At 66.1% G+C, this 13,695-nt stretch carries 11 protein-coding genes and 1 pseudogene; 4 read left to right on the top strand and 8 right to left on the bottom strand.

Features of this window, described 5'->3' with window-relative positions; translation table 11 throughout:
• Positions 1-198: 198 nt before the first annotated feature.
• Positions 199-1,785: pseudogene (locus AC1DW9_RS09345) on the bottom strand (ABC transporter substrate-binding protein).
• 169 nt (positions 1,786-1,954) lie between these two features.
• Here AC1DW9_RS09345 and AC1DW9_RS09350 point away from each other — a divergent pair.
• From AC1DW9_RS09350 to AC1DW9_RS09360, 3 genes are read left to right on the top strand one after another with little or no spacing between them, the layout of a single operon-like run.
• Complete coding sequence (locus AC1DW9_RS09350) at positions 1,955-2,122, top strand: hypothetical protein (protein WP_441504650.1); 168 nt, start codon at positions 1,955-1,957, stop codon at positions 2,120-2,122.
• A complete protein-coding gene (locus AC1DW9_RS09355) occupies positions 2,119-3,045 on the top strand; it encodes a DUF1989 domain-containing protein (protein ID WP_476775783.1) in 927 nt (308 codons plus the stop codon). Before AC1DW9_RS09350 ends, AC1DW9_RS09355 begins: the two co-directional genes overlap by 4 nt.
• Position 3,046: 1 nt before the next feature.
• Entirely contained in the window at positions 3,047-4,279 is a 1,233-nt protein-coding gene (locus AC1DW9_RS09360; protein WP_476775784.1) for an amidohydrolase family protein, read from the top strand.
• Between the two features lie 89 nt (positions 4,280-4,368).
• Here AC1DW9_RS09360 and AC1DW9_RS09365 read toward each other — a convergent pair whose 3' ends face one another.
• Genes AC1DW9_RS09365 through AC1DW9_RS09395 form a run of 7 tightly spaced genes read right to left on the bottom strand, consistent with a single transcriptional unit; the run spans position 4,369 to position 12,779 of the window.
• Positions 4,369-5,934 carry an amidohydrolase family protein gene (locus AC1DW9_RS09365; protein ID WP_441504647.1) on the bottom strand — a complete coding sequence of 522 codons (1,566 nt, stop codon included), beginning with the start codon at positions 5,932-5,934 and terminating at the stop codon, positions 4,369-4,371.
• 5 nt (positions 5,935-5,939) lie between these two features.
• Complete coding sequence (locus tag AC1DW9_RS09370) at positions 5,940-7,055, bottom strand: ABC transporter ATP-binding protein (RefSeq protein ID WP_441504646.1); 1,116 nt, start codon at positions 7,053-7,055, stop codon at positions 5,940-5,942.
• 3 nt (positions 7,056-7,058) lie between these two features.
• The gene (locus tag AC1DW9_RS09375; RefSeq protein ID WP_476775785.1) at positions 7,059-8,528 is read right to left on the bottom strand and encodes an amidohydrolase family protein; all 1,470 of its coding nucleotides are present in this window, start codon (positions 8,526-8,528) and stop codon (positions 7,059-7,061) included.
• The gene (locus tag AC1DW9_RS09380; protein WP_441504644.1) at positions 8,528-9,361 is read right to left on the bottom strand and encodes an ABC transporter permease; all 834 of its coding nucleotides are present in this window, start codon (positions 9,359-9,361) and stop codon (positions 8,528-8,530) included. The genes AC1DW9_RS09375 and AC1DW9_RS09380 overlap by 1 nt, the downstream gene beginning before the upstream one ends.
• Position 9,362: 1 nt before the next feature.
• Positions 9,363-10,619: an ABC transporter permease gene (locus tag AC1DW9_RS09385; RefSeq protein ID WP_441504643.1), complete on the bottom strand. Its 1,257-nt coding sequence runs from the start codon at positions 10,617-10,619 to the stop codon at positions 9,363-9,365.
• 5 nt (positions 10,620-10,624) lie between these two features.
• Positions 10,625-11,686, bottom strand: a complete 1,062-nt coding sequence (locus AC1DW9_RS09390; protein WP_476775786.1) for an ABC transporter substrate-binding protein — start codon at positions 11,684-11,686, stop codon at positions 10,625-10,627.
• Between the two features lie 31 nt (positions 11,687-11,717).
• Positions 11,718-12,779 (bottom strand): ABC transporter substrate-binding protein, encoded by a 1,062-nt coding sequence (locus AC1DW9_RS09395; protein ID WP_441504642.1) that lies wholly within the window; start codon positions 12,777-12,779, stop codon positions 11,718-11,720.
• A gap of 205 nt (positions 12,780-12,984) precedes the next feature.
• On the opposite strand from AC1DW9_RS09395, the gene AC1DW9_RS09400 reads away from it, so the two are divergent.
• Positions 12,985-13,677, top strand: a complete 693-nt coding sequence (locus AC1DW9_RS09400) for a FadR/GntR family transcriptional regulator (protein WP_441504641.1) — start codon at positions 12,985-12,987, stop codon at positions 13,675-13,677.
• The last annotated feature ends 18 nt before the right edge of the window (positions 13,678-13,695 follow it).

Raw genomic sequence — 13,695 nt, forward strand, 5'->3', positions numbered from 1 at the left:
AAAAGTCAGCCGCCCGGAGGGAGGTTCTGGTTCTGGGCGCCATCCGAAGGGGTGGCGCTGAACCCTGGGAGGGGCACGGCCGCTCTATCTGGCTCGGCGTAGGCCTGGAACAAGAGATGCGCCGCGATCGGGATCGCGGCGCATCATGGCGAAGCAGCGTGCGGGCGGATAGGCCACGGGGCTGACCGGGGCCGGGTTCTACTTCACGACGGTGAGCCACATCCGCGGCTTGTTGTCCGAGTTCTGCACCAGGGACGTGATCCGCGACCGGGCGGCCCAGGCCATGGGTTGCTGATGCATTGGCAGGAACATGTGCTGATCCTTGGCGATTTTCATCGCCGCGGTCAGCATGGCGGTGCGCTTGGCGGCGTCGTTCTCGACAGCGGCCTGGGCGTTCAGGGCGTCGATCCTGTCATCGCCCCATTCGCCCCAGTTGAAGACGCCGGCCGCGGCGTCCTTCTTGTGGATCACCTGTGTCAACAGCGAGGACGAATCCAGGGTGGGCTCATTGGCCCAGCCGAAGGCGACGACGTCGAACTCGCCGCGAACCCGCTTCGACGTCTGCTGGCTGCGCGGGGCGATGCTGAGATTGGGCCGCAGGCCGATGCGGGACCACATCGAGGCGACGGCCTGGCAGAATTCCTCCTCGTTGATGAGTGCGTCACTGGCGCAGTTCATCAGAAAGGAGAAGCCGTTGGGATACCCGGCCTCGGTCAGAAGCCGGCGTGCTTCGGCGGCGTCGAAGGGCAGGCGCTGGTCGAGCTCGGGCGTGAAGCCCGGGATCGATGGCGCGACAAGGGCGCCGGTGGTGCGAGACAGGCCACGCATGGCGCGCTACTGGATCGCGGCGACGTCGATGCCGCGATACATGGCTTCGCGGACGCGGATGTCGCGCAGCGGATTCTTGTCCTGCACATCGCTTTCCACGAGCCGCTGTCGCCAGTTGAACCCGAAGAATGTCGAGCGCACCTCGTTCGCCTGCAGGACCTTGATATCCGGCGAGGCCGCGAGACGGCTCAGGTCCTGGAGCGGAGCGGAGTTTGTGAAATCGATCTCGCCCGACAGCATGGCCGCGACGCGGGTCGCCGCCGACGTAATCGGCACGAATTCGATGCGCTCCAGATTATGGACGGGCTTGTCCCACCAGCCAGTGTTCCTGACGAAGACTGTCTGGGTGTCCCGTCGCCGCGAGACGACCTTGAACGGGCCGGTGCCGTTCGTGTTGTTTGTGGCGAAACCCTCGACGCCCTTGCCGGCATCGGTGGGCAGAAGGCTGTTATTCGCGACCAGCCACGCCTTGTTGAAGATGTGGACATTGGTCAGGTCGTTCAGAAGCAGCGGATTGGGGCTGTCGAGCTCGATCTCGATGACGGAGTCGTTGACCTTTCGGGCGCTCTTGTAGCCGTGCAGCTCTCCCCGCATGGGCGAGGTCGGATGCGTGATCCGCTCCAGCGATGCGATAACGTCGTCAGCGCTGAAGGGGGCGCCGTCGTGGAAGGTGACGCCGGGGCGCAAAGTGAAGCGCCAGAGCGTCGGCGAGGCGACGGTCCAGGCGGTGGCGAGGGCGGGTTCGATTTCCTGCTTGCCGCTGTAGCGAACCAGCCCCTCATAGACATGGTTTAGCACCGACAGGGCGTAAGTATCTCCGTAGGAGTAGGGGTCCAGCGAGCCGATCTCGCGGGGCGACCCCCATTTGAGAGTCTGCGCTTCGGCGCCTCCCATTCCGGCATGTCCGACGCCCGCCGCGAAAGCGGCTGCCATCACCATCGAAAGCAAACGGCCCATCCATCCCTCCACCATTGTCGTGCGGGATCGCACTGTCGACAATAAATGCATACGATATTGTTCTGTTTTTGCATGCAATAGCCTTTATGGATTGTGGCGTGTTTTTAGGGGTGACTGTATGCAATCCTGTGCTAGCGTCACGGTGGCGAGGCAAAAACGGTAGGCACAAATGACAACCCGTCGCGTGGTTCTTCAGCTCAATCAGCAGCAGATCGAGTTACTCGGGCGCGCGATCGCAGCGACCGGGGAGCGCGATGTGCAGGCGCTCGTACAACTCGCGCTGCGCGAGGCTGCGGCGAAGCAGGCGACGACGAATGGCGGGAGCGCACGGCAATGAGGACGGAAGTCGCCAGGATCCGGCTCGAGCCCGGTACCGGGAAGGCCATCGAAGTCAGGGCGGGCCAGATTCTGCGTATCCAGCAGATCGAGGGGCAGCAATGCGTCGACTTCAACTGCTTCAATCTTCATGATTACAAGGAATTCATGCATTGCGGGCGCACGCGCACGGTGCACGGCTTCAATCCCAGCAAGGGCACGTTCCTCTGGTCGGCGCCGCCGCGCGAGCGGGCGATGCTCTATATTCTTGAAGATACCTACGGCCGGAACGATGTGCTCTTCCCGCGTTGCAGCGCCTATCTCTATGAGAGCGCCTATGGCTTCGCACGGCACACCAACTGCCACGACATCCAGGCCGAAGCGCAACGCGAATACGGGCTGACGCCGGACGACGTGCATGACAGCTTCAACCTGTTCATGTGCACGGAGATCACCGAAAACGGATCGGCAACGATCACGCGACAGGCTTCGCGGGCCGGCGACTATGTCGATCTCCTGGCTCTGATGGATGTTCTGGCTGTGCCGAATGTCTGCGGCGCCGATATCATGCGCACGAGCAATTTCGCGCTGAAGCCGGTCGAGGTGATCATTCTCGAATCGACGGAGGAGGATCTCGCGCGGGTTCCGCGCACGCCGATCCTGTCCAGCCAGCGCACGCCGCGCGACTTCAGGAATCCGACGATCAAGGCCGACCGGGAACTGAGCCGCGATCCGGCCTACAAGCCGGAATTCACCAATGTCCCGTTGCAGCAGGTCCGGATCGAGATCGATCTGACGGAGGAGGATGTCGCACGCCTCGAAGTACTGCGCCATGCTGTGCACGGCGACGACGACGGGGCGGCGCTGCGCGACATCGTCTTCTCCTGGTGGGAGGCGCGCTTCCTGGCTGCGAAGAGCGGCGCTCCTGCTGTCGACGGAGCATAGGATGCAGGTCGCACCAACGGGTTCTCTGCTCATCAGGCAGGTCCGCCTCTGGCGAGGCCGGGGCCTCCCTCTCTCGCCGCCCGAGGATATCCTGATCCGGAACGGCACGATTGCTGCGACGGGCGACGAACTTGCAGCGCCCGAAGGGAGCGCCGTGGAGGATGGCTGCGGCAGGATCGTCATCCCCGGACTCGTCGAAGCCCACACGCATCTGGGCTATTCCTTGCTTGGGCTGCCCTGGTTCCGAAACGAGGTCGGCCCGGCCCTGGCCGACAAGATCCAGGCGGAGAAGGATGAACTGCGCCGGCGAGGGATCGACCCGGAATTGCAGTCGACGCGCCAGCTTGTCCGGTCGGCGGAATTGGGGTCGACCCTGCTTCGCGGCCATGTCGCGATCGACACCGATGTCGGCCTGTCGCCGCTGGAGGGCGTGCTCAGATCACGGGACGCATGCCGCGGGACGATCGAGGTGCAGACCGTTGCCTTTCCGCAGGCGGGCCTGCTCTCGCGGCCCGGCACCCTCGAGCTGATGGAGGAGGCCCTCCGCATCGGCGCGGATATCGTCGGCGGCCTCGACCCCAGCCAGATCGACCGTGATCCGCGCGGCAGCCTGGACATGACATTCGGCCTTGCCGAGCGTTCAGCCAAGCCGATCGATATCCATCTGCACGAACCTGGAGAGCTCGGAGCCTTCAGTGTCGAACTGATCCTCGAGCGCACGCGGGCGCTCGGCCTTCAGGGGCGCGTGATGATCAGCCACGCCTTCTGCCTGGGCGATATCGGACCGGCTCATGCCGGTCGTCTCGGCGAGATGCTGGCGCGCGAGCAGGTCGCGATCATGACGACGGCGCCCCTTGCCAGGGCGTGCCCGAGCCTTGCTCTGCTGGCTTCGCTCGGCGTCATCGTCTGTTCCGGTTCGGACGGCGTCCGCGACACATGGGGCCCCTTCAATAATGCCGACATGCTGGAACGCGCGATGCTGGTCGCTCAGCGCAACGGCTTTCGCCGCGACGACGATCTCGAGCTGGCGCTTGACAGCTGCACCTTCGGCGGGGCGCTGGCCCTGGGCGTCGCAGATTACGGACTGCATGACGGAGCACGGGCCGATCTCGTTCTCCTGACGGGCGAGACGCTCGCCGACGCAATCGTCTCGCGCGCGCCGAACCGGACGGTTGTCAGGCAGGGCAGGGTGATCGCGCGCCACAGCGAGATCACGGCCGCTGCTGCTGCGTAGAGCGGTTTCGGCCTCGTCACGAGCGCGGCGGCGCATCTCCCTGCTGGCGCCGCCGTCCTCGGCGAGCGCCTGCCCGGAGATCGCGGATACTAGCGCCGCGCGTTGAAGCTGCGGTAGGCATCTGCCGCGGATGGAAGCGGCCAGTCGGCGTAGAAGGCGCGCAGATGCGGGTCGAGCGCCTTGACGAAGGCGCGCCGTGCCGTCTCGGCCTCGCTCGGGGGGCGCTGCATGGCCGCTTCGATCTCGCTGAGCAGCTTTTCCTTGTCGATCGTGGCGATGCGCCCGTCGCGCAGCACGTGGCGCCCGTCGATCAGCACATCGCGGATCATCCCCGTTCTGGCGCGCTGCACCAGCGCCGAGACGATCTCGGCGTCGGGATCGAGATAGGGCTGCGCCAGCTGTTCCCAGTCGATCACGACGATATCGGCCGCACGCCCGGGCTCGAGCCGGCCGACCAGGCCGGCAAAGCCCGTCGTCGCCGCGCCGTGCTCGCTGGCCATCCGGAAGATGCGCGCCTCGGAAAGCGGTTCGTAGGCATGGCCTGGCGTGCGCTGCAGGTTCCAGGCGAGGCGCATCTCCTGCAGCATGTCGCGGTCGTCATTGATGCCGGCCTGGTCGATGCCGAGCGCGACCGGAATGCCGGCCCGGTCGAACTCCTTGACGGGCGCGATGCCGCTGCGCAGCCGCAGCCCGGAGCTTGCATTGTGGCAGACGCAGGTGCCGCTCTCGGCGAGCAGCGCGATATCGGCGTCGCTGCACCAGATGCCGTGGCCGATCGTCATGCGCGGGCCCAGCAGCCCGAGATCGGCGAGGTGGCGGACGGCGGAGCCGTCGGTGTCCATCTCGGCGAACCGGCGCTGATACGGCGTCTCCAGCAGATGCATATGCAGCCCCACATCATGGCGCTGGGCGAGGTCGCGCTGCGCGATCAGGCTCTCGCGCGTGCACCATTGCAGGTTGGACGGCGCCAGCTGGACCCGGCTCATGCCATCGGCGGGTTGGCCCCAGCGTTCCGCCAGGGCTTCGAAATGCTCCGTCAATGTCTCGACCAAGGTCTGGGCCGTTGCCAGGATCGCCGCGAGCTGTTCGCGGAGCGGCGACGGCAGGCTTGCGAGAAAAGTCTCGTCGGCCCCGTAGACGATCCTGTTCCGGTCGCGCCACATGAAGGAGAAGGACGCCCGCATCCCGATCTCGGCATAGGCCCGCATGATCGCGTCCGGCGCATCGAGCCAGCGCGCGCGCGGGCCGACCGGTCCGCCATGCAGATGCTGGACGGTGGTCACGCCCGACTCGATCATCTCGATCGCGGAGTAGAGCGTGTCGAGATAGGGGTCGAGCCCGCGCCAGCCGAGAAAGCGCGGCAGCCAGAGTTCCAGCGGCAGGAACGGCGTGCCGTGCTGGAGCGGCGTCAGCCCGGTATGGTGATGGGCGTTGACCAGCCCGGGCATGACGAGATCGGTCGGCCGTCCGATGCATGCGGCGCCGGGATGGCGGGCGATCAGCTCAGAGGCCGGCCCGATCTCGGCGATGCGGCCAGCTTCGATGAGCAGGGCGCCGTCGGTGATGATCCGGGCGCGGTCGTCGCCGTCGACGCCGCACAGGACATGGCGGCCCCGTACGATCGTGCTCTGCGTGCTCGCAGGGTTCTCGTTCAAGCGGTTCAGCCCTTGCGAAAGGCGCGGCACTCGTCCGCTCGCCAGCCGATTTCGATCCGGGCGCCGCGCGCGAGCTCCTGGGGCAAGCGCATCGGATCGGCCTTCGCGATCAGCTCCTGCCCGCCGAGCTGGAAGACGACGCGGGTCGCCTCGCCGAGATAGACCAGCCGTTCGACCTCGAGCACATATTTGTTCTCGGTCTCTCCCGGCGTCAGGGCGATCCGTTCCGGGCGCAGGCACAGCACCGCCTCGTCCCCGATCGCGAGCGCATCGATGGACTGCGCCACCACCTCGACCCCGTCGGCGAGGCGCACGGTGACCGTCGCATCGCTGCGGCCCACGACGACGCCGTCGAGACTGTTGTTCTCGCCGACGAAGCCCGCGACGAAGGCATTGGCCGGGCTCTCGTAGAGTTCCTCCGGCGTCGCGAGCTGCTGGATCCTGCCCTGGTCGAACACGGCGATCCGGTCCGACATGGTCAGGGCCTCTTCCTGATCATGCGTCACATAGACCATGGTGACGCCGAGCCGTTCGTGGATCTGCTTCAGTTCGTACTGCATGCGCTCGCGCAACTGCTTGTCGAGCGCGCCCAGCGGTTCGTCGAGCAGGATCAGCTCGGGCTCGAAGACGAGCGCGCGGGCCAGCGCGACACGCTGCTGCTGGCCGCCGGAAAGCTGCGCCGGCATGCGCTTGCCGAACGCCCCGAGCTTGACCATGTCGAGCGCAGTCGCCACCCGCCGCGCGATTTCCGGTTCGGATAGCTTTCGCGCCCGCAGGGGGTAGGCGACATTGTCGGCCACCGTCATGTGCGGAAACAGCGCATAGTTCTGGAAGACCATGCCGATCCCGCGCTTGTAGGGCGGCAGTGCGGTGATGTCGCGGCCCTGCAAGGTGATGCTGCCATTGGTCGGCGTCTCGAAGCCGGCCAGCATCATCAGGCTCGTCGTCTTGCCCGAGCCTGAGGGGCCGAGCAGCGTGAGGAATTCGCCCCGGGCAATGTCGAGGGACAGGTCCTTCACGACGAGGACCTGGCCGTCATAGCTCTTCTGGACATGCGAGAAGCTGACGAGCGGCGCGCTGGGGACAGGCGCGTCGCGATGTGCGGTTGCGGTGAGGGTCATGGCCTACTCCGTCCAGGCGCGCAGGGAGGGCGGGAAGCGCTCAGCCGCGCTGCGGCCGAGGATGTCATGTGCGGCGTGACCGTCCCAGACGGCCCGGCTCGAACGGGCGGCCGCGTCGATGATCTCGTCCTCGTCGGCGACCAGCAGCCGCTTGCCCTCGACGAGCAGGCGGCCAGCAACGATCACGCTGTCGATCATCTCCGGGGTCGCCAGATGCACGATCGCCCTGACCGGGTCGGGATTGGGGCCGAAGGTGAGCGAGCGCGGGTCGATGACGACGAGATCGGCCTTGGCGCCGGGCGCGATCCGCCCGAGATCGGGGCGTCCCAGCGCCTGCGCGCCGGCAAGGTTGCTCGCGGAGAAGACGCTTTCTGCCGGCGCCTCCTCATGATTGTTGTCGGCGAATTTGTTCATCAGCGACGCCATCCGCATCTCCGAGAACATGTCGAGCGGATAAGTATCGGTGCCGAGCGCGACATTGATGCCGGCCCGGCGATAGCGGGAGAAACTCTCGAGAGCGAGCCCGCGCCGGGAAAAGGCGACCGGGGAATGCGCGACATTGACCTTGGCCGCGCCGAGGATCGCGATGTCGTCCTCGAGCGGATAGCCGACCGCACGGTGCGAGGCGATATAGACGCAATGCGCCAGGATGGTTGCTTCGTCGAGCAGGCCTTCCTCGGCCAGGCACTGGACCGGGGTCTTGCCCGTCGCACCCATCGTCTCGAAGAACTCGCGGTGCTGCTCGACGAAATGCAGGGTGAAGGGCACGCCGAGCCCGCGCGCCACCTGCTTCGCCTCGCGCCTCAGCGCCGGAGTCGAGACATAATATTCGTCGAGCGCGATCACGCCGGACAGCCGGCCGTCGAGAGCGCCGCGATGCGTCTCGATGAAACGGGCGCTGGCTTCCAGCGATTTCAGGCCTGCGGCATCATCGAGTTCGCGCACGACCCGTCCGTCATCCTCGAGCCAGTAGCGACCACCGGCGACGATCGGTGCCCAGACGAGCCTGATGCCGAATTCCTGCGCCACCTCCAGCATCAGCTCGCCGTCGCGCCGCCCGGCCGGGGCAAAGGCGAGGACGGTGGTGACGCCCTGCCGAAGCAGCGTGGCGAAGCCATAGCGCAGCGAGGCGCGCGCATCCTGCGGAGCGAGGAAGCCGGGGCGGCCGGAGCGGCTCGCCGGCAGGAAATGCAGGAAGCTCGAGCGGATGAAGTCGCGCCGGCCGCTGTCGATCAGCTGTCGCGGGCCTTCATGCGCGCCGATATGGGCATGCGTGCTGATCTGGCCAGGAATGACGATCCTCCCGCGCGCATCGATGCGCCGCTTCGCCTCTCCGGCAAAGCCCGGTCCGACGGCGACGATCTCGTCTCCGGAGATGGCGATGGTGCCGCCCTCGAGATAGCGGTGCTCCTGTCCGTCGAAGGCGATGACGGTTCCACCTTCGATCAGCAGGTCTACGGTAGCGGCGGGCATCAGGCGGTCTCCAAGGGGTTTCGCAAGCGTTGCGAGCGGGCGCGCAGCCACTCCATGACCAGCATCAGCAGCACCGAGACGACGAGGAGCACCACGGCCGCTGCCGTGATCGTCGGCGAGATATTCTCGCTGACGCCGCTGAAGATCTGGCGCGGCAGGGTCCGCTGCTGCGGGCTGGTGAGGAACAGGGCGATCACGAGCTCGTCGAATGAGGTGACGAAGGCGAAGACGGCGCCCGAGGCGACGCCCGGCGCGATGATCGGCAGCGTCACGGTGCGCAAGGTCCGCAGCGGCGAGGCGCCCAGGCTGGCCGCGGCTCGCGGCAGATTGGGGTCGAAGCTCTGCAGCGTCGCCGACACGGTGATCACGACAAAGGGCAGCGCCAGCGCGATATGGGCCAGGATGAGCCCGAGATAGGTGCCGACGAGATTGATCGACGCGAAGAAATAGAAGGCCGAGACCGCGATGATCACCACCGGAACTGCGATCGGCGTCACCAGCAGGGCGACCAGGATCGGCTTGAACCGGAAGCGGGCGCCGTGCAGGCCGAGCGCCGCCGTGGTTCCCAGCGTCGTCGCCGCGACCGTGGTGACGAGGGCGACGAAGACGCTGTTGGCGAGCGCGCCGGTCCAGAGCGGGTTGGTGAAGAACTCGCGATACCATTGCAGGGAAAGCCCCGGCAGCGGGAAGACGAGCAATTGTCCCGCGGTCAGCGACAGCGGCACGACGACGAAGATCGGCGCGATCAGGAAGACGAAGACCAGGGTCGTGAAGATCCGGGACCCGATCAGGACGGCCCGCTCGGTGGCGGGGATGTGAGTTGCAGCGGCCATGTCAGCGCACCCTGAGCCGGTCGAAGCCGACGAGCTTGCCGAGCGCGAGATAGATCGCCGCGACGACGAGCAGGAGGAGGGCGCCCAACGCCGAGGCCAGGCCCCAGTTGACCGCCGAATTGGTGAAATAGGCGATGAAATAGCCGATCATCTGGTCGCCAGGCCCACCGACGAGCGCCGGGGTGACGTAGAAGCCGACGGAGAGCACGAAGACGAGCGTTCCGCCCGCTGCCAGTCCAGGCAGCGTCAGGGGCAGGTAGACCGTGCGGAAGACCCGCAGCGGCGGCGCGCCGAGAGAAGCGGCTGCACGCAGGTGATTGCCGGAAATACCCTTCATCACGCTGTAGATCGGCAGGATCGCATAGGGCAGCAGCACATGGACCATGGCGATGAAGACGCCGGCCCGGTTGAAGATCAGCGCCAGCGGCTGGTCGATCAGGCCGAGCGCGATCAGGCTCTTGTTCACCAGCCCCTCGTTCTGCAGCAGGATGACCCAGGCGGTGCTGCGGACCAGCAGCGAGGTCCAGAACGGCACGAGCACCAGCATCAGCATCCAGCTTGCGGCGCGTGGGCCGGCCCTGCTCATCACGGCGGCGACGGGATAGCCGATCAGCAGGCACAGCGCCGTGACGCCGAGGCTGACCGTCAGCGTGCGGCCGTAGAGATCGATGAAGATGCGCTGCTCCGGCGCGACGCGGCGGATCTCGCCGTCCGGCGCCTTTTCGAGGTCGAGCGCGGTCAGCAGGTAGAAGCTCGTCAGGCGGCCCGATTGCTGGTGCAGCACGCCCCAGATCGCCGGATCCCGCCACTTCTCGTCGATGGCGAGGAAGGCTGCCTTCGTCGCGGTGTCATCCACGGCCGGCAGGCGCCGCGCCGTGCGGGTCAGCAGACCCCGGAAGCCGGGCAGCGCGTAATTCAGCCGGCGGCCGATCAGCCCGAGCGCCGGGGTGTCGCGGATTGCCCGCAGGTCCGCGGCCAGCGCCGCGAAGGCCGCTTCGTCCGGCTCGCCCTGGCCCGACCAGGCCTGCATCACCGCCGCGGTCTGCGGCAGGTAGCCGGGCACCTCGGGATTGTCGACGCTGCGGAACATGAACAGCGCCAGCGGCACCACGAAGAAAAAGGCGGTGAACAGCACGCTCGGCGCGAGCAGCGCCAGCATCCGCCAGAGATGGCGTCGCTCCGCCGCGCCGACCTGGGCGGCGAGACTGGCCGTCCGTGGCGTCGGCGCTGCTGCCAACTCATGAGATGTCGCGGCCATGCTCATCACTGGGCCACGAAGGTTGCGAAGCGCTGGCGGATGGCGTCGCCATTGTCGAGCCAGAAATTGATATAGGTCGGGCCCGCCTGCATCATGCCGTTGCGCGCCTTGGGATCGGGCAGGGCGGCGCGCCTGGCCTCGCTGAGCAGCGCATTCGCGTCGGAATTGGCCGGCGGGTTGCCGAGTTGCTCCATGTAGCGGGCCTGGGCGGGCGACGACAGCTGATAGGCGATCAGCCTGGCCGCCGCATCCTTGCGAGGCGAGCCCTTCAGGACGCCGAAATAGATCAGCGCGTTGGTGTAGCCGGCATCCCAGACGATGCGCAGCTTGCGGTTGTTCGAGGCATTGGCGGCGTTGACACGGCCGAGCCAGCCATAGCCCATGCTGACCTCGCCGGTGAGCAGGAGCTGCATCGACTCGTCGCCGCTCTTCCACCATTTCACATGCGGCTTGATCTCGGCCAGCTTGCGGAAGGCCCGGTCGAGGCCCCCCGGCCCGGTCAACACCTTGACCACGTCGGAGGGCGCGACGCCGTCAGCCATCAGCGCGATTTCGACGGTCTGGTCGGGCTGATACATCAGCGCGCGCTTGCCGGGAAATTTCGCGACGTTCCAGAAATCGGCCCAGCTACGGGGCGCCGCATCGTCGCTGAGCTTGTCGGAATCGTAGACCAGCGTGCCGGGGGAGGCGAGATAGGGGGCACCGCAGGCACCGAAGCCGCCGACCGCTTCGAAGGCCTTCGCATCGACATAGTTCGACCAGTCGATCTTCTCCAGCAGCCCCTCTTCGCAGCCGGCCGCTTCGTTGATCGGGTTCAGGCTGATGGCATCCCAGACGAGGTTGCCGGTCTCGACCTGCGTCCTGATGCGGGCAAGTTCCTGGTTGAACGTGTCGATATTGATCTTGATGCCCGTCTCGGCGGTGAAGGGCTCGAACACGGTCTTGCGCTGGAGCTCGCCGGGCTGGCCGCCCTGGTTCGCGACCGTAAGCGACTGGGCCGTGGCGGGCTGGACGGCAAGTCCGGCAAACGCCAGCCCGATGGCGAGAATGGCCTTCGAGGTCTTCATGTCACGGCTCCCTGTGCCGGGGACGGCTGGATTACTGGGCGGCGAAGGTGATGAAGCGCTGCAGCAGCGCGTCGCCATTGTTGAGCCAGAAGTCGAGATAGAGCTGGCCGCTTTGCAGCGAGGCGAGGTGCAGGTGATTGGCCGGCAGCGTGGCGCGCTCGGCCTCGCTCATGAAGGCATAGGCTTTCGCATTGGCCGGCGCGTAGTCGATGGTCCGTGCGAAGGCCGCCTGCGGTTCTGGCGAGGAGGCGAGAGCCAGGAAATCCAGCGCGATGTCCTTTTTCCTGGTGCCCTTCATGATCGCGATCATCTGGCTGCCTGAGACATGGCCGGCGCCGAATTCGATTTTGAGCGCGCGATTGTTGGTGCGGTTGGCGATCGCGACCCGCCCGTTCCAGGCGAAGGTCATGACGACCTCGCCGGTAAGGATGTTCTGCATCGACTCGTCGCCGCTCTTCCACCATTTGATATGGGGCTTGAGCTCGGCAAGCTTCCTGAAGGCGCGGTCGACGCCGCCCGGCGCCGCGAGCACCGTCATGACCTCGGCCGGTGGCACGCCATCGGCCATCAGCGCGACCTCGAGCGTTTGCTCGGCGCGGTAGAGCAGGCCGCGCTTGCCGGGGAATTTCTTGACGTCCCAGAAATCCGCCCAGGTCCTGGGGGCCTCCCCGCCTTCATAGCGCTTGGTGTCGTAGACCAGGGAGCCGGACACGAAATTGTTCGGTAATCCGCATTGGCCGAAGCCGCCGACTGCGGCGAAGTCCTTGGGATCGACATAGCGCGCCCAGTCGATGCGCTCGATCAGGCCTTCTTCGCAGGCTGTCGCCTCGTTGATCGCGGTCAGGCTGACCACATCCCAGACAAGATTGCCCGTTTCGACCTGCGAACGGAGCTTGGCGAGTTCCTGGTTGAAGGAATCGTCGACGACGACGTGACCGGTCTTCGCCGTGAAGGGCTTGTAATAGGCGTCGCGATAACCCGCGCCGGCAGCACCGCCATTATTCGCCACCGTGATTGAACCCGCGGCCGCCGCCATGGGCAGAAGGCATGCGAAGAGCGCCAGCCCGGCAGCCAGTCCGTTCCGTACCGCCATGTCGAAGATCTCCATCCCGATCGATTGGTTGCTATATTGGTTGCGATTTTTATCGCATTGTGTCCCGTCTGGTTGATAATCCACACGTCACGATAGGCGCTGTCAACGGGGTATGTGCTCGTTATTTCTTGACATGTGGCGCAAAGCTTAGGCATCTGCTTTTCAACCAGACAAATTATTGGTTGCAATTATGACTCGCCAGCGGATGACCGATGAGATTAGATCGACGCTCGAGGAGAGCATCGAGTTGATTTTCGAGGGGACCATTCAGGACAGCGACCGCCGCCTGCCGACCGAGCGTGAACTTGCGGCGCGTCTTGGCGTGACCCGGCATGCCGTCCGGCACGCGCTGGAGCGTCTCGAGGCCCGCGGCTCACTTTGGCGCCATGTCGGCCGGGGCACCTTTCGCGGCCGGCGCACCGAGATCGAGGCGGCGACGGAAGGCACTGTGGCCAATTGCAGTCCGCGCAATATCCACGACGCGCGCAGGATGCTCGAGCCGTCGCTCGCCTCGCTCGCTGCCGTGAACGCTTCAGCCGCTCAGATCGCCGAGATCGAGGCCGCCTGCCGCCGCTGTGCGGCTGCGCGCAACATGGATGCCTACGAGGTCTTCGACGAGGGGTTTCACCGCGCGATCGCCGCTGCCTGCGGCAATCCGCTGGCGATCGAGCTGTTCGAGACCGTCAACCGGGCTCGCAAGGAGATCGTCTGGGGCGCCATGCGCCGCGCGGTGCTGCGGCCGGAGCGGCGCGCCCATTTCAGCGCCGAACACCGGCGGATCGCGGAGGCTATCGCCCGGCGCGATGCCCACGAGGCCTGGCAGGCCGTGATGACGCATATGGACACGATTTCCCAAGCCTATGACGCACTGCGCCCGGGCGAGCCTTTCATCCTCTGAACCCGATACAGGAGCCGT

It is taken from the genome of Allobosea sp. P4_E12 (assembly GCF_056401655.1).

Excerpts from the sequence above, each read along its gene's own strand:
- AC1DW9_RS09350 (WP_441504650.1), top strand. The coding sequence starts at position 1,955 with ATGACAACCCGTCGCGTGGTTCTTCAGCTCAATCAGCAGCAGATCGAG.
- AC1DW9_RS09355 (WP_476775783.1), top strand. The coding sequence starts at position 2,119 with ATGAGGACGGAAGTCGCCAGGATCCGGCTCGAGCCCGGTACCGGGAAG.
- AC1DW9_RS09360 (WP_476775784.1), top strand. The coding sequence starts at position 3,047 with ATGCAGGTCGCACCAACGGGTTCTCTGCTCATCAGGCAGGTCCGCCTC.
- AC1DW9_RS09370 (WP_441504646.1), bottom strand. The coding sequence starts at position 7,055 with ATGACCCTCACCGCAACCGCACATCGCGACGCGCCTGTCCCCAGCGCG.
- AC1DW9_RS09375 (WP_476775785.1), bottom strand. The coding sequence starts at position 8,528 with ATGCCCGCCGCTACCGTAGACCTGCTGATCGAAGGTGGAACCGTCATC.
- AC1DW9_RS09380 (WP_441504644.1), bottom strand. The coding sequence starts at position 9,361 with ATGGCCGCTGCAACTCACATCCCCGCCACCGAGCGGGCCGTCCTGATC.
- AC1DW9_RS09385 (WP_441504643.1), bottom strand. The coding sequence starts at position 10,619 with ATGGCCGCGACATCTCATGAGTTGGCAGCAGCGCCGACGCCACGGACG.
- AC1DW9_RS09390 (WP_476775786.1), bottom strand. The coding sequence starts at position 11,686 with ATGAAGACCTCGAAGGCCATTCTCGCCATCGGGCTGGCGTTTGCCGGA.
- AC1DW9_RS09395 (WP_441504642.1), bottom strand. The coding sequence starts at position 12,779 with ATGGCGGTACGGAACGGACTGGCTGCCGGGCTGGCGCTCTTCGCATGC.
- AC1DW9_RS09400 (WP_441504641.1), top strand. The coding sequence starts at position 12,985 with ATGACCGATGAGATTAGATCGACGCTCGAGGAGAGCATCGAGTTGATT.